Source organism: Polaromonas sp. (assembly GCF_016185115.1).
GTDB lineage: Bacteria > Pseudomonadota > Gammaproteobacteria > Burkholderiales > Burkholderiaceae_C > Polaromonas.
On sequence record NZ_JACPOF010000004.1, the window covers coordinates 531,650 to 551,418 of the forward strand.

At 56.3% G+C, this 19,769-nt stretch carries 19 protein-coding genes and 2 tRNA genes; 10 read left to right on the forward strand and 11 right to left on the reverse strand.

What is annotated here, in order from left to right; genetic code table 11:
* Nucleotides 1-19 precede the first annotated feature (19 nt).
* From dapE to HYX42_RS03270, 6 genes are all read left to right on the forward strand, one after another.
* Nucleotides 20-1,177 carry a succinyl-diaminopimelate desuccinylase gene (gene dapE / locus HYX42_RS03245; protein ID WP_293399495.1) on the forward strand — a complete coding sequence of 386 codons (1,158 nt, stop codon included), beginning with the start codon at nt 20-22 and terminating at the stop codon, nt 1,175-1,177.
* Complete coding sequence (prmB, locus tag HYX42_RS03250) at nt 1,174-2,046, forward strand: 50S ribosomal protein L3 N(5)-glutamine methyltransferase (RefSeq protein ID WP_293399497.1); 873 nt, start codon at nt 1,174-1,176, stop codon at nt 2,044-2,046. Before dapE ends, prmB begins: the two co-directional genes overlap by 4 nt.
* A 74-nt stretch (nt 2,047-2,120) precedes the next feature.
* On the forward strand, nt 2,121-4,139 hold the full coding sequence (locus HYX42_RS03255; RefSeq protein WP_293399500.1) for an ATP-binding cassette domain-containing protein: 2,019 nt from the start codon (nt 2,121-2,123) through the stop codon (nt 4,137-4,139).
* A gap of 58 nt (nt 4,140-4,197) precedes the next feature.
* Nucleotides 4,198-4,701 carry a hypothetical protein gene (locus HYX42_RS03260; RefSeq protein WP_293399502.1) on the forward strand — a complete coding sequence of 168 codons (504 nt, stop codon included), beginning with the start codon at nt 4,198-4,200 and terminating at the stop codon, nt 4,699-4,701.
* A 149-nt stretch (nt 4,702-4,850) separates the two neighbouring features.
* Nucleotides 4,851-5,648 (forward strand): hypothetical protein, encoded by a 798-nt coding sequence (locus HYX42_RS03265; RefSeq protein WP_293399505.1) that lies wholly within the window; start codon nt 4,851-4,853, stop codon nt 5,646-5,648.
* Nucleotides 5,645-6,025, forward strand: a complete 381-nt coding sequence (locus tag HYX42_RS03270; RefSeq protein WP_293399508.1) for a hypothetical protein — start codon at nt 5,645-5,647, stop codon at nt 6,023-6,025. Before HYX42_RS03265 ends, HYX42_RS03270 begins: the two co-directional genes overlap by 4 nt.
* A 249-nt stretch (nt 6,026-6,274) precedes the next feature.
* On the opposite strand, the gene HYX42_RS03275 is transcribed toward HYX42_RS03270, so the two are convergent.
* The gene (locus HYX42_RS03275) at nt 6,275-7,354 is read right to left on the reverse strand and encodes a DUF262 domain-containing protein (RefSeq protein WP_293399510.1); all 1,080 of its coding nucleotides are present in this window, start codon (nt 7,352-7,354) and stop codon (nt 6,275-6,277) included.
* Nucleotides 7,351-8,094, reverse strand: a complete 744-nt coding sequence (locus HYX42_RS03280; RefSeq protein WP_293399513.1) for an FRG domain-containing protein — start codon at nt 8,092-8,094, stop codon at nt 7,351-7,353. Before HYX42_RS03280 ends, HYX42_RS03275 begins: the two co-directional genes overlap by 4 nt.
* 37 nt (nt 8,095-8,131) lie before the next feature.
* On the opposite strand from HYX42_RS03280, the gene HYX42_RS03285 reads away from it, so the two are divergent.
* The 3 genes from HYX42_RS03285 to HYX42_RS03295 all read left to right on the forward strand — a co-directional run bounded on the left by HYX42_RS03285 (nt 8,132) and on the right by HYX42_RS03295 (nt 11,666).
* Nucleotides 8,132-8,914 carry a hypothetical protein gene (locus tag HYX42_RS03285; RefSeq protein WP_293399516.1) on the forward strand — a complete coding sequence of 261 codons (783 nt, stop codon included), beginning with the start codon at nt 8,132-8,134 and terminating at the stop codon, nt 8,912-8,914.
* 95 nt (nt 8,915-9,009) lie between these two features.
* Nucleotides 9,010-10,353: a hypothetical protein gene (locus HYX42_RS03290; RefSeq protein ID WP_293399518.1), complete on the forward strand. Its 1,344-nt coding sequence runs from the start codon at nt 9,010-9,012 to the stop codon at nt 10,351-10,353.
* A gap of 230 nt (nt 10,354-10,583) precedes the next feature.
* Nucleotides 10,584-11,666, forward strand: a complete 1,083-nt coding sequence (locus HYX42_RS03295; RefSeq protein ID WP_293399520.1) for a site-specific integrase — start codon at nt 10,584-10,586, stop codon at nt 11,664-11,666.
* Nucleotides 11,667-11,672: 6 nt separating this feature from the next.
* On the opposite strand, the gene HYX42_RS03300 is transcribed toward HYX42_RS03295, so the two are convergent.
* From HYX42_RS03300 to HYX42_RS03340, 9 genes are all read right to left on the reverse strand, one after another.
* Nucleotides 11,673-11,748: transfer RNA gene (locus HYX42_RS03300), tRNA-Lys, on the reverse strand.
* Nucleotides 11,749-11,756: 8 nt separating this feature from the next.
* Nucleotides 11,757-11,832: transfer RNA gene (locus tag HYX42_RS03305), tRNA-Lys, on the reverse strand.
* A gap of 76 nt (nt 11,833-11,908) precedes the next feature.
* Complete coding sequence (locus HYX42_RS03310; protein ID WP_293399522.1) at nt 11,909-12,742, reverse strand: tRNA threonylcarbamoyladenosine dehydratase; 834 nt, start codon at nt 12,740-12,742, stop codon at nt 11,909-11,911.
* On the reverse strand, nt 12,742-13,857 hold the full coding sequence (locus HYX42_RS03315; protein WP_293399525.1) for a YeeE/YedE family protein: 1,116 nt from the start codon (nt 13,855-13,857) through the stop codon (nt 12,742-12,744). Before HYX42_RS03315 ends, HYX42_RS03310 begins: the two co-directional genes overlap by 1 nt.
* Before the next feature lie 77 nt (nt 13,858-13,934).
* Nucleotides 13,935-14,702: a tol-pal system protein YbgF gene (gene ybgF / locus HYX42_RS03320; RefSeq protein ID WP_293399527.1), complete on the reverse strand. Its 768-nt coding sequence runs from the start codon at nt 14,700-14,702 to the stop codon at nt 13,935-13,937.
* A 42-nt stretch (nt 14,703-14,744) separates the two neighbouring features.
* Nucleotides 14,745-15,278, reverse strand: a complete 534-nt coding sequence (gene pal, locus HYX42_RS03325) for a peptidoglycan-associated lipoprotein Pal (RefSeq protein WP_293399530.1) — start codon at nt 15,276-15,278, stop codon at nt 14,745-14,747.
* Nucleotides 15,279-15,359: 81 nt separating this feature from the next.
* A complete protein-coding gene (tolB, locus tag HYX42_RS03330; protein ID WP_293399533.1) occupies nt 15,360-16,652 on the reverse strand; it encodes a Tol-Pal system beta propeller repeat protein TolB in 1,293 nt (430 codons plus the stop codon).
* A gap of 28 nt (nt 16,653-16,680) precedes the next feature.
* Complete coding sequence (locus tag HYX42_RS03335) at nt 16,681-17,523, reverse strand: glycosyltransferase family 2 protein (RefSeq protein ID WP_293399536.1); 843 nt, start codon at nt 17,521-17,523, stop codon at nt 16,681-16,683.
* Nucleotides 17,520-18,332 carry a glycosyltransferase family 2 protein gene (locus HYX42_RS03340; protein ID WP_293399538.1) on the reverse strand — a complete coding sequence of 271 codons (813 nt, stop codon included), beginning with the start codon at nt 18,330-18,332 and terminating at the stop codon, nt 17,520-17,522. The genes HYX42_RS03335 and HYX42_RS03340 overlap by 4 nt, the downstream gene beginning before the upstream one ends.
* A gap of 161 nt (nt 18,333-18,493) precedes the next feature.
* Here HYX42_RS03340 and HYX42_RS03345 point away from each other — a divergent pair, with 161 nt between their 5' ends.
* Nucleotides 18,494-19,768 (forward strand): O-antigen ligase, encoded by a 1,275-nt coding sequence (locus HYX42_RS03345; RefSeq protein WP_293399540.1) that lies wholly within the window; start codon nt 18,494-18,496, stop codon nt 19,766-19,768.
* The last annotated feature ends 1 nt before the right edge of the window (nt 19,769 follow it).

Consider the following 19,769-nt stretch of genomic DNA (forward strand, 5'->3'; position numbering starts at 1 on the left):
GTTTTGGCCTTCGTTTTTTATGAGCAGAACACTTCAACTGACCGAACAGCTAATCTCCCGCAACTCGGTCACGCCTGAAGACGCGGATTGCCAGCGCATCATTTCGGAACGCCTGAAGCCGCTCGGTTTTGACTGCGAAACCATCGTCAGTGGCCCTGAGAACTTCCGAGTCACCAACCTGTGGGCCAAATTCACAGGCAGCGGAGCGCCCAAAACGCTGGTGTTCGCCGGCCACACCGATGTGGTGCCGACCGGTCCGCTGGACCAGTGGGACACTCCGCCCTTCATACCCAGCCACAGAAATGGCCACCTGTATGGGCGCGGCGCGGCCGACATGAAGACCTCGATCGCGGCCATGGTCGTCGCTGTTGAGGAGTTTCTTGCCGCCAACCCAAAGCCAGAGCTGTCCATCGCGTTCCTGCTCACCAGTGACGAGGAAGGCCCGTCCGTGGACGGTACCGTGGTCGTCTGCAGGCAATTGCAGGCTCGCGGCGAGGCGCTCGATTACTGCATCGTGGGCGAACCCACCTCGGTAGACCGCCTCGGCGACATGATCAAGAACGGCCGCCGCGGCACCATGAGCGGCAAGCTCACCGTCAAGGGCATACAGGGTCATATCGCCTACCCTCACCTGGCCAAAAACCCGATTCACCTGTTCGCGCCTGCGCTGGCTGAACTGGTCGCCGTCGAATGGGACAAGGGCAACGATTTTTTTCCGGCCACCAGCTGGCAGGTATCCAACCTGCATGGGGGCACGGGGGCATCGAACATCATCCCGGGCGAACTGGTGGTGGACTTCAACTTCCGTTTCTGCACTGAATCAACACCTGAAAGCCTGCAGCTGCGCCTGCAGGCCGTGCTGGACAAACACCAGCTCGACTACGAGCTGAAGTGGGTCATAGGCGGCCTGCCCTTTCTGACGACGCCGGGTGAGTTGGTGCAGGCAGTACGCGAATCGATTGAGGCGGAAACCGGTGTGGTGACCGAGCTCTCGACCACAGGCGGCACCAGCGACGGCCGTTTTATCGCCAAGGTCTGCAAGCAGGTCATAGAGTTCGGCCCCATCAATGCGACCATCCACAAGATCAATGAGAACGTCAGGGTGGCAGACATTGACCCGCTGAAGAACATCTACAGGGGCGTGCTTGAGCGCCTTGCGGGAATCGCAGGCAAATGACGGTTATTGAAGCCATCGAGGCGGCGGCGGCGCGACTTGAAGCTGCGGGCCTGAGCCTTTCCGATGGATTTGGCCAGGGTACTTTGAGTGCTTTCGATGAAGCCGCCTGGCTGGTGCTCTGGGGCCTCAAGCTCCCCATTGACGACCTTGATTCAGTGGCGCAAAGGGCGGTAACGCCCGAAGAAAAAGCGCAGATTGACGCCCTTCTCGATAAACGCATCAACACCCGCAAACCGCTGGCCTACCTGACCAACGAGGCCTGGCTGCAGGGCGTGCCGTTTTATGTCGATGAACGTGTCATCATTCCGCGATCCTTCATTGCCGAACTGCTGGTCGATGAAAGCATAGACCCCTGGCTGAGCGACCAGACGCACCGCGTGCTCGACCTGTGCACCGGCAACGGCAGCCTGGCCGTGCTGGCTGCCATGGCCTGGCCCGATGTGGTGGTCGATGCGGCCGACATCAGCCTGGACGCCCTCGACGTCGCGCGCATCAATATCGACAAACACGGGCTGGACAGCCGCATCACGCTGGTCGAATCTGACGGCCTGGCGGCCTGCACAGGCCCCTATGACCTGATTCTGTGCAACCCGCCCTATGTCAATGCGGCCACCATGGCCGCCCTGCCCGCGGAATTTCGGGCCGAACCGGCACTGGCGTTGGCTGGCGGCGATGACGGCATGGACTTTATTCGAAGCCTTTTTCTAACGGCCGGCCGCCACATGAGCGAAAATGCGGTATTGGTGCTGGAAATAGGCAACGAACGCGCCCATTTCGAGCGCGCCTTTCCCGAGCTTGAACCCCTGTGGTTCGAGACCAGCGCCGGGCCTGACCAGGTTTTGCTTCTTACACGCCAGCAATTGCGTTGAAGCCTGGCCAATTGGCCTGAAACCTGCGTCGTGGCCTTACCGGCTGTGCCTGCCGAACAATTTGTCTGTTTTAAATGATTACCCTTAAAAACGTGGTGCTGCGTCGCGGCGCCAAAGTGATTCTCGACATCGCGTCTGTCACCCTCAACCCCGGCGAAAACGTCGGCCTGGTGGGGCGAAACGGCGCGGGCAAGTCCTCGCTGTTTGCCATGCTCAATGGCACGCTGCATGAAGACGGGGGCGAGTTTTACATTCCCGCCCAGTGGCGCATGGCCCAGGTTGCACAGGACATGCCCGAAACCGAGCAGAGCGCCACCGACTACGTGATCGAAGGTGACGTGGTGCTGATGGCCGCCCAGGCAGAGGTGGCAGCCGCCGAAGCCAGCGGCGATGGTGATCGCATGGCGCACGCCTATATGGAGCTGTACGACTCGGGCGCCCATGATTCGCAGGCACGCGCGCAAGCGCTGATCCTCGGTCTGGGCTTCAAGGTCAGCGAACTCGACAACCCCGTGAACAGCTTTTCAGGCGGCTGGCGCATGCGTTTGCAGCTGGCGCGTGCGCTGATGTGCCCTTCGGATCTGCTGCTGCTCGACGACCCCACCAATCACCTGGACCTGGACGCGCTGGTCTGGCTGGAAGCCTGGCTCAAGCGCTACCAGGGCACCATGCTGGTTATCAGCCATGACCGCGAGTTTCTGGATGCCGTGACCGACGTCACCGTGCACATCGAGATGGCCAAGTTGACCCGCTACGGCGGCAACTACAGCAAGTTTGAAGACTTGCGCTCCGAGCAGATGGCGCTGCAACAGACTGCTTTCTCCAAACAGCAGGACAAGATCGCCCACCTGCAAAAGTTTATTGCGCGTTTCAAGGCCAAGGCCAGCAAGGCCAAACAGGCGCAAAGCCGGGTCAAGGCACTTGACCGCATGGAAAAGATTGCGCCCTTGCTGGCTGAAGCCGACTTCACATTCGAATTCAAGGAACCGGCCAACCTGCCCAACCCCATGCTGTCGATGCAGAACGCCTACTTCGGCTACCCGCCGCCAGAAGATGCGCCTGAAGGCACGCCGCCCACGGTCATTGTGCAAAACGTCAGCAAGTCGGTGCTTGCCGGCCAGCGCATCGGCATTCTTGGCGCCAACGGCCAGGGCAAATCCACGCTGGTGAAAACCGTGGCCCGCGCGCTGGCGCCGATTGAAGGCGAGATGATTGAAGGCAAGGGCCTGAACATCGGTTACTTTGCCCAGCAGGAGCTGGATGTGCTGCGACCGGCAGACAACCCGCTCGAGCACATGATCCGCCTGGTCAAGGAAGTCACCGCTGCGGGCAAGATGGGCAGCCAGGCGACCCGCGAGCAGGACCTGCGTGCCTTTCTGGGCATGTTCAATTTCGGCGGCGACATGGTCAAGCAGGCCGTGGGCAGCATGAGCGGCGGAGAGAAAGCCCGGCTGGTGCTGTGCATGATCGTCTGGCAGCGCCCCAACCTGCTGCTGCTGGACGAGCCGACCAATCACCTGGACCTGGCCACACGCGAAGCGCTGTCGATGGCACTCAATGAGTTTGAAGGCACTGTGATGCTGGTCAGCCATGACCGTGCATTGCTGCGCGCTGTCTGCGATGAATTCTGGATGGTGTCCCAGGGCGGCGTCGCGCCTTTTGACGGCGACCTGGACGACTACCAGAAGTATTTGCTCGACCACGCCAAACGCCAGCGGGAAGAAGCCAAAAAATCCGGTGGATCAGGCCAGGTGGCGAAAGCCGTACCGGCGGCAGACGCCGTGGTGCCAGCTGTGTCCGCGTCCAAAGCGCTACCCCAGGACACGCCTGAACAGCGAAAACTTGAGGCGAAGGCCCGCCAGCAAAAGTCGGAAGCCACCAAACCCCTGCGCAAGGAACTGGAAAAAATCGACAATCGCATGCAGTCGCTGAACACTGAAAAGGACAGCTTGCAGGCCTTGCTGACGACAAGCACCGCCCCTGCAGAAATCGCGCAGACCGGCAAGCGCCTGAAAGCGATTGACACTGAAATAGGCACCCTCGAAGAGCGGTGGCTTGAACTGACCGAACAGATAGAAACCGCGACGGTGTAGAGTCGGACAGACAAGTTGGGTTATCTGCCCGGCAAGGTTTGGGGAAGGAGTTTCGAACATGCCCAGCGCACGCAGCACGGCGTCCAGCGACGCCGCACTTGAAGCCGCAGTCAAGCGCAGCCGGAAGTTGCTCAACAAGCGCGCCCTGGTCGCCGCCGCAGCCAGCGCGGTACCTGTGCCAGGACTGGACTGGGCCGTTGACGCCGCACTGCTGTCAAAACTCATCCCCGAAATCAACCGGGAGTTTGGCCTGACGCCCGCGCAGCTGGACAAACTGGACCCCAAAAAACGCGACCAGGTTCAAAAGGCCGTGGCCATGGTGGGCTCCGTGCTGATCGGCAAATTCATCAGCCGCGACCTGCTCATCAAGGCGGCCACCAAAATCGGCGTCCGCCTGACCACCAAGCAGGTCGCAAAATTTGTACCGCTGGCGGGCCAGATCGTCTCTGCGCTAGTGGGCTACGCGGCCATTCGCTACTTTGGCGAGGAGCACATGAAAGACTGCATCCGTGTAGCCCGGCAAGCTGAGCTTGATGTGCCGCGCCTGGCCCACTCGCGCTGAACAAAAGCCGCATGGCGCGCGGTGACGGCTGCTTTGCCCGAATACTGTTTCGTCCTACAGCGCAAGGACAAAGCCCGGTCTAGCATGATCACTGTGGACTCCGGGGCCTGAAATTGCACTGCTCACCCGCCTTCTTCATCAAAGTCTGCTTGCCGCTTGCCCTTGGCATGTGGGTCCTGGGCGAGCCTGCGATGGCACAGGACAAGTCACCCGGTGCCTTGCCTTCGGTCACGGTTGCGGCCAAGGCCAATCGCGACCCTGTGGAAAAGTCCTATCGAAAGATGATCCGGGGCATGGACCTTTTTGAGAAGGAACGCGTCATGGCGCCAGGTGCGCCCCTGCGCTTCAGGCTGCTGCCAAGAAAGCGTGAAACGGACATGAACAACGTCACCCTGGAAGTGCTGGGGTCCAACAAGGCGGCGTTCGATGTAGCGGTTGCGCCCGACAGAACATTTGTCCTGCCGCGCGACCAGGCGGCCTTTGATGAGGACGCGCAGGTCATACCCAACCGCCGGGCGCAAAGCATGACCTGGCGTACCGACATCCGCACACCCGGCCTTGCACCCAACACACGCCGCCTGGGTGACCTGCGGCTCGAGTGCCGGGTCGGCATGGAGGCCGGCCTGATTTCCAACAGCAGCAACATCATCGGAAGACTCGTGAAAGCAGTGCTGGACACACCTGCCTACTGCGACAGGCCGGCGCCGCTTTATCTGTTTTTCGCCGACAGGCCCCTGTTCAGCGTGGCCATGGTGTCCGGCCAGCGCCGGGAAATACTTTCCATCGACAAGCTGTATGCATCGGCCAGCGATGACCCGGCGCTGGACAACGACCTGCCCTATTGCGATTGCGAAGTACTGGTTGACCGCACTTACGTATTGCCTCTGGGCGACCGCAGCTGGCCCGACGACACACTGGTTGAGTTTGAATACATGGACGACCAATGAGGCAGTCCAAAGTACGAAAATCCGTGGCCCATTCAGCGGCAAGCGTTGTGCTGGTCACCAGCCTGCTGGCTGGGTGCGCGGGCGGCTCCGGTCTTTTTGGTTCGACAGAAGTTACGCCGCCTTTTCGCGATCCGGGCATGTCGATGCAGGCCGCGAAAAATCTCATCGTTATCGGGCAAACGACAAGGGCCGATGTGACCGCAGCCCTTGGCAACGCGACCATCGTCAAATTTGACAGTGGCTACGAAGTCTGGGTTTACCGGGCAGGCTCACGCGAGCAGTCCGCAGGCAAGACCGAGTTTGTGATCCTGTTTGCACCGTCGGGCGTGGTTAAAAAAACCCGGATCAGGCCCGCTTATGCAACGCGCGCGACATAGACCGGAGGACTGCAAACAGTCTTTGCGGCCCCTGTTTTGGGCCGACAAAAAAAGCCCGCTATCTGGAAAGATAGCGGGCTTTTATACCTGTGCGTTTCTATGGTGGGTTCTGACAGATTCGAACTGTCGACCTACGGATTAAGAGGGGCTAAATAGCCTTATTTATCAATGAGTTAGGCTCGCCTTTGCTCGCTAACGATCGCCTAGACATTGCAAATGTATGTCACTTCAAAAATATTCCGAAGCCGACTACAGAGCAAGCACCTCGGGAATCTTCAGATACTCAGAAAGTATCTTGACGCGCTCTTTAATATTTGATGCGTCGTTTGTACCTTGCTGGGTCAATCTGTCGTATTCCAGCAATTCAAAGCTCGCCTTGCTGTAGTCAAACTCCGCGGCTATTCTGTTGTCCCTCACACTGTCCCTGAAATCTAGAAGCTTCTTCCTACTCATATTTTTGTTCTTGTTGGAAGCAAGCGCATTTCTAGTGACGATGTAGTACACAGTCATGTTTCCCTGCCCACGCAAGAGTTCGTCTCGCTCTAGGAAAACCACGTTCATTTGATCTAGAACCGTAATCACCTCGTTGGCGAGGGCCATGACCTGTTTTTTAGGGCCCTCATGGTAGTTGCGTGCCATTGCATCTAGATACTCTTTCTTGGTATCGATGATTTTTCCCATGGTGGCAATGTTTTCTTCAACTAGTAGCATGCGCGCTGCAGACTCTCTATGTTGATATCTCTTATTTCCGAACGCTACGCATCTCGTAAATAGTTCGTGATTTGCGACATCACGAATCGCTGCAACCATTTGCCCCCCTATCGAATTCCTTTTCTCTGCAGCGTTAAGAGGAACTGCCTCGTTTAGCCGGGAAAACATATCCTCAATAAGCTCCTGGTCATCAGTTTGTACGCCAATAACTGGCAGCACAAAAGAGTCGAACTTAATTTTTATTTTGGGGTATTCAGAGGCAATGTCTGCATACCCCAAGTCTTTAAGATCAACACTTTCATCATCCTGATAGACAAAATCAGACGACAGGGAAAATTTGCCCTCAATGAAATTCCAAATTGTTTCTAGTCTCTGGCGGCCATCAATCACGGCATACAGATGCTTAGATTTTTTCTTTTCTTCTCGTGTAAATGAATGCAAATAAATCTTGGGCAGGTCATAGTCGTTCAAGATCGAGTCTATGAGCAATTGCTTTTTTTCGACTGTCCATACGCCGCCCATGCGCTGGTAGTCGGGGTCCATTTGAATTTCGTCTTTTTCTGAGTAAAGCCGCATGATGGTGCTGTGCTGCACCGGAAAGGTCTCTATGTAACTCATGCCAAACCCTTATGAATGAACGCGCCGATGCTTCCTAGCTCCGGAAACATCGAAAATTTTGAGACGCCTAGTAGGCGAAGTTGTTCTAACAAATTTGTCCTGGAAGCCGCGGGTATCGTGTATTTGATAACGTGATTTTGATTTCCAATGGCCTCAATTGGGCGATCATCTAGATGATGAATGGTGAACACCCCGAGTTGAGCTTGAATCCTTGCATTATTTCTTGTCGCTATGGTTGCCACAGGTAGCTGTTTTACTCGTCTTTCCTGCCCGAGCCGCTCTATTGAGTAGCTCTTAAGTTCTTCGTCCTCAAAGGAAGGGATAAAGAATTCTTCATCCGCAAAGATGTTGGCATTCTTATTGAGTTCACTAGGGCGTAAACACCACACCGCTGCGTCGTGATCTGCGTGCTTTACGGAATCATCAATCGCAAAATACAGTGCCACTAAGGGGCTCTCACTCCAGTCCAAAAGACGAGTTGGCAGACCATAGTGCTGCATCAAGAAGAGCCAATCAAATGAATCTTTCGGGTCTCGATCAAGCAGCATAGAAGCACTTTGTTTAAAGCGCTTCATCAGCGTGGACTCAGATATTCGACCGTCTAGGCGCAAATATCCAGGCAGAAGTGGCCAATCATGGTGGGCTTGGCCTCTGTACCAAACAGACCCTCCATAGTCTGCTTGGTCTTCCTGCAAAGCTTCGATCAAGCTCTGCACGTTTTCGACTGACTTTTGCTTCATTTTTTTCTTCTTAAGCCCGTTAACATCCTGAAACATTATGCACAAAGAATACAAAAAGCTAACTGCTGCACAGTTTCGGGAGCTTATTTCTCACATTCCGAGCATCACGCAAATGTTCCTCGACCTAGACAGGCAGCTTGCAAACGCATCCAAAGAACAACTAGCGAATCTATTTCCAGGTGAACACGGGTTGTATTGCTATTTGTATGAACTTCCTCTCGTTAGTCAGCTGAGTCTCTTGGTTGTTGGCCTAAATGCAACGGAAGAACTCAAAGAGATGGCAACTTCGCCCGACCCACAGGCAGCACTATTGGCTTCACTAGAAAAGGAAGATATCGGCGTCGATCTATCGCTCCATCCAGACTTTGAGAAAGCTGACGTGGCGGGTTTGAGTTATGTGCTCATTAGAAATATGCGTTCGATGATGACTTACGGCCGTAGCATTTCCAGCCTTGTCCAGGACGTACGTGATAACAACAACTACGACTCACTTTTTAAGGCAATTCGTATGGACCGCTCATCCATCGGGTGCCCGACAATCATGAACGCTTTAGCTAAAGCTCAAATAACCAGCAACAAAGCTTTTTTTACGCGTCTAAGAAGCGCTCTTTCAGGTCCTTCAAAAAAGGAATGGGCTGGATTGGATCAGATGCGGTATGCCCTTCTGATATTGAGAGAGCTTGGAATTGATGATCTCTCAGAAGCTGCACTAGAAGAATTGATGGTGGAAGAGCTCAAGGTATATCGTGCGCCGAAAGGTGATGCACGTAAGAACCTGCGAGCTCATTACCGCCAATCTCGAAATATAAAAACCATCTGAAATCGCTAACTGAGATGGTCGCCCAAAGTGGCCTACATGTATGAAATCCATATCCGTCCAGAGCATTTCGCAAGCTGGCACGGAAAGGATTTCAGATGCAAACGCCCTCCAATGCTGGCACCTCTGCTGGCATATGTCACGACCGCAAACAGGCCGACCCGGATTCGACTGCGGGGCGCGCAGCGACCCCTGGCGAATCCGGGTCGGAAGGTATTCAGGGTGCGTCGCCTAGTAACACAGCACCCCATAACAGCAATAACACCTTACCGGATGGGTTTCGACTCCTTCGCCTGGGTGTTGATAGCCTTTACCTCTCCTACCCTGGGGACCTCCATCCTGGAGTTCTAACCCGGTTAACAGAGCTCAAAGGCAAGGCCCAATCTCCTGACCTTGTAGAGCAGGCAAAAGCCCAATTCGTGGCCGGGGATCACATCTTCGAGGTCAAGGACAAGGGCGCGGGGCTGTTCCCCTTCGTCCTGGACGACAACGCCTTCCGAATCCAGTTCTCCAGGCCCAACAAAAAGCTACCCATGGCCTACGTCAAGATCTCGGCGGAATACCTGGCGCACAAAGGACCACGACCTATCCAGGACGAGCTCGAAAAGCTCCTGGCAGAGTTCGGAGAGCTCACAGGCCGAAACATGGTTAGCCGAATTGACCTGGCTGCCGATTTCAGCTCACCCTGTGTGATGGACTCCTGGCATCGTTCCGCCTGGGTCACTCGGGCGGTGGAGATCCACAGCTATGCCAAAGATCAACAGTTCACGGGCTGGACCATTGGCATGGGCGGCGTGATTGCTGCCCGGCTTTATGACAAAACAAAAGAAATAAGTCATAGCGGGAAGTCCTGGGCTGAGAGTCTCTGGATTCCTGCGGGCTGGCTCCCTGGTCAACAGGTCTGGAGGCTCGAATTCGAGTGCAAGCGGGACTACCTCAAAGAACGCGGTCTATCGTCCCTGGAGAGCGTCCTGGTCAACCTGAATGGCCTCTGGAGCTACGCCACAACCGAATGGCTGCGGCTGACTGAGCCAAATCCCAACGATTCGACGCGTGCCCGGTGGCCGACCCATCCCCTTTGGACCGCCCTCGCCTCTGTGGATTGGGAAACATCCGGCGGCGTTCTTCTCAAGCGGTTTAGCAATGCCAGGCTGCCTGACGAAAAGCGCCTGTACGGGACTGTTTTCAGCTCCCTCGCCTCCTACATGGCCATTCATCAGCTCGATGACAAGAACGTGGCGATAGATGGCCTGCTCGGAGACATGCATCAGCACTTCCAGGGGCTGGCTTATAACCAGGGACTTGAGGTGGATGAACTCCTGGCGCAAAGGATCGCGGCGCGCTCCAGGCTGTTTAACTCCGGGGTGAATTACCAGGAGGCACAAGAGCCCGAGGAGTCAGAAGGCGTCAAGGCTTACCGTAAGGCGTCACGCGGTGATTAAGGGGCTGAAATGGATCAAAACAAGGATGAAACAAGCCTTCCGCTGCCTGCTGCGCGCTGTCTCAGCAAGGAACAAGCGGCGGCCTATCTCGGCATCGGCCTCACCCTCCTGGCTGAGCTTTCTGTGCCTCATGTGCGCTTTGGTCGTCGCTGCGTCTACGACAAACTTGACATGGATGCCTGGCTCGATGACTATAAGGACGAGCGAAGGCGGGCCGGAAAGGACAATTTATGGCCCGTAATGAAGGAATCTACAGGAGGCCGGATTCCAGCCTCTGGTGGATTAATGCAACGCTCCCCAACGGCAAAAGAGTACGCCAAAGCGCTGGGACTGACATCAAAGAGGACGCCGAAGCCTATCTAGCCAAACTCAAGCTGGATGCGTATCGCGAAAGTCACTTTGGTATCAAGCCCCAACGTAGCTGGCAAGAAGCCGTTGTCCGGTATCTCGAACTGAAGCGGACCTTGAGAAGTTTTTCGGATGTGCAGCGGATTTGCCGCTTTCTTGATCCTTACCTGGGGTCGATGATGCTTAACCAGATCAATGGTGATGTGGTTTGGTCAGTGATCCAGGGTGAACTCAAGAAGGGCAATAAACCTGCAACCGTCAACCGTTACCTGTCCACCATGCGAAGCCTCTTGAGGATGGCGCGTGATGAATGGCAATGGATTGACACCTTCCCGAAAATCCGGCTCCTGGGCGGTGAGGTCGAGCGGGACCGCTGGTTGACGCATGAGGAAGCTGATCGTTTGATCCGCTGCTGTGCGCCACACCTGGCGGCCCTGGTACGGTTTGCCCTGGCAACAGGCTGCCGTGCTGCCGAGATAACGGGTCTGGAGTGGAATCGGGTGGACTTGAACAGGCATACCGCCTGGCTCAATAAAACCAAAAATGGCACGCCTCGGGGAGTACCGTTAAATGAAGATGCGAAAGAAGTCTTGAGGGAGCAGATAGGCAAGAGTCTGACGCACTGTTTCACCTTTCGGGGCGAACCAATGCGCTTTCAAATTACCAACTCTGCCTGGCATACCGCGCTGGAAGCTGCTGGTATCTCGGATTTTCGGTTTCATGACCTGCGCCATACGTGGGCCTCATGGCATCGCCAGGCGGGAACGTCTTGCGATGAGCTCAAGGAATTGGGCGGCTGGAAGTCCAGGGAGATGGTGGACCGCTATGCAAAGTATGGAACAGAGCACCTGGCGACGGCTGCAATGCGGATCAACCGCCTCAAGCCCGAAACACAGGGAAATCTGGTCACGTTTTTGTCACGTTCAGAACGACAAAAGGACTTAGCCTCGCGGCTAAGTCCTTGATAGTGTTGGTGGGTTCTGACAGATTCGAACTGTCGACCTACGGATTAAGAGTCCGCTGCTCTACCAACTGAGCTAAGAACCCGGAATTTCTGGTGGGGCCTGCGGGGGTCGAACCCACGACAAACGGATTAAAAGTCCGCTGCTCTACCAACTGAGCTAAGGCCCCAAGGTTCTCCCGCCAAATGGCCGGATACTTCCCGGTTTGCACTGCACGTGATGCAGCACAGCCTTCAATTATAGCGTTATTTGGATGCCGCTGGCAAAGCCCGGGTGGCGATTTTGTCGAGAAGCCAGCCCGCCGCACATATGCCAAATGTCGCGGTGACACTCACCACAGAGCCGTAGCCGTGGCAATTGAGGCTGCTGTCGCTCTGACTCTCGATGGCCCCGGCTACAGACAATGGCTGCATGACCGCTTCACGACTGAAAACACAGGGCAACCCAATGCGGCCCTCACGTGCGGCGCCATGCTCCTTGCGCAGGCGGTACCGCAGTTGCGCGAGCAGGGGGTCGTGGGTTGTCAGCGACAGATCGTCAATGTCGACTTTATGGGCATGGCGTTTTCCGCCTGCGGCTCCCACGCTGATGAAATGAACCTGCTGCCGCCCTTTGTGCTTCACGTTGTGCTGTAGCGCCCAGGCGGCCATGGCGGTTTTGGCTTTGACCTGATCGCAGGCATCAATCACGCCGGGGTATTCGCCGCCCTCCGCATCAAGGCCGGCGACCGCGGGCCAGTTGTCTGCATCAACAAACTCTTCGACGCACCGTACCTCGCAAGCTGGATTGATATCGGCGATGCGGTCGCGCATGGCCAGCACCTTCGCTTGTCCCAGGGTCTCGCCCAGTGCGTGAATCTGGCGATTGATATTTGATTCAGCAATGTGATCGAGGTCGATAAGGGTCAGCCGCGCAACGCCGCTGCGCGCAAGCGCCTCGGCTGCCCACGAACCGACGCCCCCCAAACCAACCACGACCACGTGCGCCGCCCGTATGCCCGCGGCGCCGCTGGCACCGTAAAGCCGGGCCAGGCCGCCAAAACGACGGTCAAGGTCTGCCTGGGCAGTATCGTCAGACACTAAAGGGTGCGCTCCAGACGCCAGACCTGGTATTTGAGTGCAGCCACGCAGCCCGCAAGAATCGCGGCTACAGCCACTATGCTGGTGGCGCTCAGCGTCGAGATGCCCGAGAGCCCCTGCCCCACCGTGCACCCCATGGCGCAAACGCCGCCCACGCCCATCAATACCGCGCCAACCAGATGATTGGCAGTGTCTTCAGCGTCGCGGAAACCTTCCCATCGAAAACTGCGGGTGGCCAGTGAGTAGATGGCGGAGCCAGCCACCACACCAAACACGGACACGATGCCTATGGTGAGCAGTTTGCTTTTGTCGCTGAAGAACATGACCCAGTCAACCGTGTAGGCGACTGGTGAAACAAAACTCAGTGCTTCGGCACGGCCTGAATTGGTAGCCAGAAAGGCTTCCTGCAAAGTCTCAGGGTGCTCGGTGACATAGCCCATGTGGCCGCTGACCCACCACATCGCGACGATGACGCCACCAATACCGAAGCCCGCCAGCAGATTGTCAAGATTCAGGAAATCACGGCCGAAAAAAGTCCAGGTGATGAGCGCCAAACCGATAACAAGGGCCAAGACCAGCCCTGCGGCGGCGGGGACAAGACCCAGCGCCGGGGCAAGCCAGTTGGGCAATGCGGCATTGCCTGCGAAGTCCATCGCCACGCGATCTACGGTGGCGACCCGGGCAACAGCCGTGATGCCTTTGAGGGTTGCAAAGGCAGCCACCCCCATCACGAGAAAAACGACCACAGACTTGAGATTGCCACCACCGATACGCACCAGTGTCTTGCTGCCACAACCGGAAGCCAGCACCATCCCAAAACCAAACATCAAACCACCAACCAGGGCCGACAACCAGATAAAGCGACTGGAGGCATACAAGGTCTTGGCAGGATCAATCTGCCCCGCAGCCGCCAGCGTATAAAAACCAATCATCGCAACGCCTGCGGCCAGTACCCACATGCGCATGCGCGTCCAGTCGCCCATGTTCACGATGTCGCTGACGGCGCCCATGGTGCAGAAGTGGGTCCGCTGCGCAATCGCACCAAAAATCGTCGCAAGGAGGAAGGCTGCCCAGAGAACCTTGACGGTGAGGGCATTGAGTGCAGAGATGTCCATGCACCAATTTTAAGTGGGAATAAAAAACCGCTCCGCAGCAGGCTGCGCGGAGCGGCTTCGCTGACAGGCCATCCAGGCTATTTAAGCTTGCTCAACCTGTCTTTGGCGACCGATGCGGCCTCAGACTGTGGGTATACCTTGATCAGGTCCTCAAGCGTCTTGCGCGCCGATCGCGTGTCTTTCAACTCGACCTGGCAATTGGCTATGGACAGGGCCGCCTCGGGAGCACGCAAGTTATCAGGAGCGGCGGAAAGCAGGGCCTTGAAATTGGCCACGGCCTCACGGTAGCTGCGCAGCGCGTATTGCGCATTACCGAGCCAGAAGAGCGCAGATGCTTTATAGCCGCTGTCTGGATAGCGTTTGATGAAATCCAGGAAAGCACCCTGAGCCGGTGCAAACTCACCCTTGCGCAAGATGGCCAGCGCGGCATCAAAATCACGGGTTTCTTCAGGCTTGGCGACGAATTCCCTGCCGTCGACAGTGACCTTCGAAGGCTCAAACCTTCTAAACCGATCATCAATGCCCTGCGTCATGTCCTTCTGCTTGCGCTGCACCTCTGCGACATCGCGCGCGAACTGCTCATCCTGGCCTCTAAGTTTGGCTACGTCGCTGCGCAAGACCTCAAGCTGGCTGGACAGTTCGAGTACGCTTCGCCGCAACTGGGCGTTGTCCTCGGTAGCTTTGCGCAACTCTACCTGGGAGGCATCAAATTTCTGGCGCAACTCAAGAATGGCACGACGGGCCTCATCATCATCAAAGAGCGCCGCATGCACATTCGCAGAGAATAAAACTGCGGCAAGGCAACAGGCGAGGAACCGTGAGACGCGGGAAAATGTCATAGGCATTGATACACCACCGTGCAGGCAAAGCTTCATTTTCGACCAGTTTCAGCGGTAGTTCAGTTCTGCCCGACGATTTTTGGCATAAGCCTCTTCGGTCGTGCCGGCCTCTGCGGGTTTTTCCTTGCCAAAGCTCACGGCTTCGACCTGCGCATCTGTCACACCGAGCAGCCCAAGGGAGCGTCGGACAGCCTCTGCGCGCTTCTGACCCAGCGCCAGGTTGTACTCACGCCCGCCACGATCATCGGTATGGCCTTCCACGGCCAGCCTGCGCGCCTTGTTGGCGGCCAAAAACCTGGCATGAGCCTCAATGGCACCCTGAAATTCAGGCTTGATGACATAGCTGTCGTAGTCGAAGTAGATTATTTTTGCAACACCAACGGGACCACCGGCAGCGTTGTTGGAGCCGGCAATTTCCACGGGGGTCACGGCACTCGCAGAGGCGCCAGACCCTGCCGATCCCACACTGGTTGCGGTACGGCTTTCAACCGGCACTTCATCCAGTTTGACGTTTGATCCGCAGGCGACGAGGGCGGCAGACAACGTGATGGTCGAGATGATGGAAAAAAAGAAACGTTTCATGTGATTTATCCCTGCAAAACAAAATGATAAAAGCGGATATTGACTGTGTTTAACCCGACTGGATGTAGGCCAACAGGCATTTCACCGGGAGAATGGTCCCCAATCCGGCTCGCGAATGTCTCCACTGGCGCCAGACAGCCGCGCCTTGATTTTTCCGTCCAGTGTTGTTGTCATCAACGCCTCGCGCCCCTGCTGCCGGGTCGCATAGACGATGAGTCGGCTGTTGGGTGCAAAACTGGGGCTTTCATCTGCAGTGGTGTCTGTGATCTGGGTCACAGTGCCATTGGCCAGCTCCATTACTTGGAGCTTGAAAGCTCCTCCCACCCTCGAAACATACGCCAGCCATCGTCCATCGGGACTGATCGCGGGCGAGATGTTGTAGCTGCCATTGAACGTAACACGCTCAACACCACCGCCAGAAGCAGTCATTCGATAGACCTGCGGGGCCCCCCCACGGTCACTGACAAAATAAATAAACCGGCCGTCCGGGGAGAAAGCCGGCTCTGTATCGATGCTTGAAGACTGCGTGAGCCGACGTGGTTCGCCGCCATTGGCATCCAGTGCGTAAAGCTGTGAACCGCCGTCGCGACTCAGCGTTGCCACAATCTGTCGACCATCCGGCGACCAGGCTGGCGCACTGTTTGAACCACGGAAATTCGCAAGCAGGCGGCGTTTCCCGCTGGCCACATCATGGGCGTAGATAACGGGCTTGCGTGACTCAAACGACACATAAGCAAGCTGGCTTCCATTTGGAGACCACGCTGGCGAAATGATGGGTTCAGGGCTCGCTAGGGCAGATTGCGCACTTTCGCCATCAGAGTCTGCGACCCACAATGTGAAGCGGGTACCAGCCTTGGTGACGTAGGCAATTCGGGTGGAAAAGATGCCCTTTTCGCCAGTGAGCTTTTCATAAACAAAGTCCGAAATCCGGTGGGCAGAAAGTCGCAGGTCGGCCTGCGTCACCGCATAACTCTGCCCCCCCAAATCGAGTCCGCGAACGATGTCCCAAAGCCTGAGGCGCACATCAAACCGGCCATCCGCCAGGGGAGTAACACTGCCGGTCACAAGAGAGTCCGCGCCCTTTTGCCGCCACTGAACAAGATCCGGCCGGGTACTTTCGTCGGCCACCAGGCCAGCTGTATCAACCGAACGGAACAGCCCGCTGCGTTCGAGATCCGCTTTGACAATGGCCCCAATTTTCTGGGGGGCCTGGACCTCGCCCCTGAACGTTGCCACGGCAATCGGGAGCTGCGTGAGGCCAACGCCCGACACCTCGACCCGGAACTGCGCCAGCGCCGGCAGGGAAAAAGGCAAGGCAGTGGCGGCAAGAAGGCTGATGGCGGTTCGACGTGGAAGCAAGGGTGTGGTGCTCATAGTTTGGAAGTCTGAATGCCTTGAAAGGTTAATGTAATGGGGTCACACGTACAGAAGGGTCCAGGCTGATCTGGGACAGTCCCTTTTCAGCTATGACCACGCCCGTCTTCATGCGTTCAAAAACTTTTTGCCTGTTGACGGACTCATGATCACGCCTGCTCTCGGGGTGCCACAGATGAAATACCTCGGTTGCGAGAAACCCATTTTTTCGCCTGACCGGCAGGTGACTGAGGCGGAGCACAAGATCTGCATCCTCATGGCCCCACCCTTCAAACGTCTCGTCAAAGCCGTTGACGGCAACAAAGTCTTCACGCCATACCGCCATATTGCAGCTTCGTATGCCGCGCCATTCGAAACCCTGTTTTAACCGGAATAAGGACCATGGCCAGCGCAGCACATGCAACAGTTTGTTGCTGTCTCCTCGCAACCAGGCACAGAGCCAAAAGAAAGCTGACTGGGCAGGAAGGTCAACTTTGGCGTCGACGACTTGTGAGGTCAGCCGCTCACTGAGCAGAACCCGGCTTCCGTTGACAAAATACCCGGGCTCAGCGAGCAAGGCATGGGCCGCTACAAATGACTTGCCCGGAATGCAGTCGCCATCCAGAAAAACGAGATAGTCGCCCTCCGAGAAATGAGCCCCCAGATTTCTTGCTGCAGCAGCGGTAAAACCTGTATCCGGATGCCATATGTGTCTCACGCTGCAATTAAAAGTGGGGCAACCAGACATCAGCAGCGCCACATTCTCGGGATTTGACCCATCATCTGCGACCAATACCTCGTGCCGGGCATCGCACTGTGCTGCCAACGACCGTAGTACTGGCAGAAGGGTTTCCGTCCGGTTGTAGGTCAGAACAATGAAGCTGATCTTCATGGATGCCGGCTTGTGTCTGGAACAGATTCTGCCTGCAGCGCTCTATCCGGCATGTCGGCATGCGCCTGACGGGACAACAGCCAAAGCTTGAGATAGCGGTAGTAGGTGCCTTCGGCATTTGAGATGGCCAGCACAAGCCCCATTTTCCCGTCCAGAAACCCGCGTCGCAGGACATAAGTCCGGAAGAAAGCCCAGAGGCCGTGCGCGATCGCCTTCGAGACTGAGGCAGATTTTCCTCTCGCCTGCAGTACCTGGGCTCCGGCAGTCGAATATCTGTTGGCCTTATCCAGTACAGCCTCAAAATTCGCAAAGCTTTCATGCAACAACGACGAATGAAGCAGCCCGACGGAATGATCTGTCAGAATTTTTTCATGGACAAGGTCGGTCGAAAACACCGCCGCACCCCGCCGGAACAAGCGAACGACGCGATCCGGGTTCCAGCCTGAATACATCATGTATTGCCCGCAATAACTGGACAGCCGCGGGATCGAATAGACATCGTGGCGCGACTCACCGATGACCTTCAATATTTCGGCCCTGAGTGGAGGCGTGACGCGTTCATCCGCATCAATGGACAACACCCAGTCGCAACGGGCAAGACCGAGGGCGCGATTTTTTTGTACACCGAATCCCTGCCAGTCACCGTCCTCCGTCACTTCAGCGCCCAGATGACGAGCCAGTTGCCGGGTATCGTCCTCACTGCCGGAATCCAGCACGACAATCTGGTCTGCGAACGACACCGACTGCAAACAGGCCTCAATATTGCGCGCCTCGTTTTTGGTGATGACAATGACAGACAAATTGGCCAACTCTCCCCCTTAAAACACGGGGCTGCAAACAGCCCACCCATCAACTTGCAAAGCATTCTTAGCATAGCAGAGCGTCCTTGCCGCTTCACCTTCAGGATCACCTGACTCTGCCGGCCAATCATTGATAATGAACGGCGTCATACAAGTCCCGCCCAACCAACTTGCAAACAAAACTCCTCAATTTTCGCCTGGTGCTTGTATGCATTGCTGCAGCTGCGATTGGGTTGCCAATCGCGATTATCAGCATCGCCAAATTGCTGCTATTGCTGGGCGCGGCAGGATTTTTTCTGTTCTCGCGCAGATTAACCCGCCCCCTGACATTACATGGCAGGCTGCGCTACACGCGACTTGCGATCCTGATCGCCATGCTGGCCTTCGGACTGAGCATTTTCTGGACTGCTGCCCCACTGCTCGAAGCCTTGGGGTCATTCGCAAAGTATGCGAAGCTGCTGTTCATCCCCCTCGTCGCAGCCTTCATACAAAGTCGCCGGGAAGCCGTGTTGGCCCTTGGCACATTTGCAGCGCTCCAGCTGCTCATGGTGATAAGTTCATGGCTGCTGTTCTTTCATGTCCCGGTACCCTGGGCCACATCCCCAACGGCTGTACTCTATAACTCGGTTTTTTCAAGTTACCTGGACGAGGGAATCATGACCGCTGTATTTGCGGCCATATGCTGGCATCTTCGCAAACTTGTACCGGGAAGGTTTGGTTCTTTAATCGCAACCGGGATTGCGCTCCTGGCATTGCTGAACGTTTTTTTCGTGCTGCAGGGGCGTACCGGGCATGTCGTCGCCCTCGCCTTGATATCACTCGTCATCGCCTGGGAACTGCCACGTCGCTATCGCAAGTTCGTAGCGCTGGTGCCGGTCATAGTGCTGGCAGTAATGGTGGCGCTTTCGCCAAAGGTACAACACCGGATCATCGACGTGAAAATTGAAGTGATGGGATTTTTCGCAGGGCAAGGTTCCAGCGTAGTCACCGGCACATCCTCCGGCATACGGCTGCATTTTTGGCACAGGGCCTTACAGTCCATGGCAGACCACCCCCTGATTGGTACAGGCGTGGGCAGCTGGAGCATTGAATTCAATCGCCTTGAAAGGCTGAAGAGCCGCTCTCCCGAGTCCATCAGGATCATGGGCAATCCCCATCAGGAATATCTCCTTTGGGGCGTACAGCTCGGCATCGGGGGAATCATCCTTCTGTTGGCAATACTGGTTTCAATTTTCCGGGAGACTTTGGCGATGGACGAACTTGCCGCGCGTAGCGCGCAATCGACTCTGCTTGCCCTGGCTGTCTCATGCCTGTTTAACTCGACAATTTACGACGCACTTATCGGTGATTTTTTCTGCATCACGCTTGGCTTGCTATTGGCATTGGGCGTTTATGGCTCGCAACCAGTTGCCGGGACACCTGTCGGACATGAAAGGACTGAGTGAC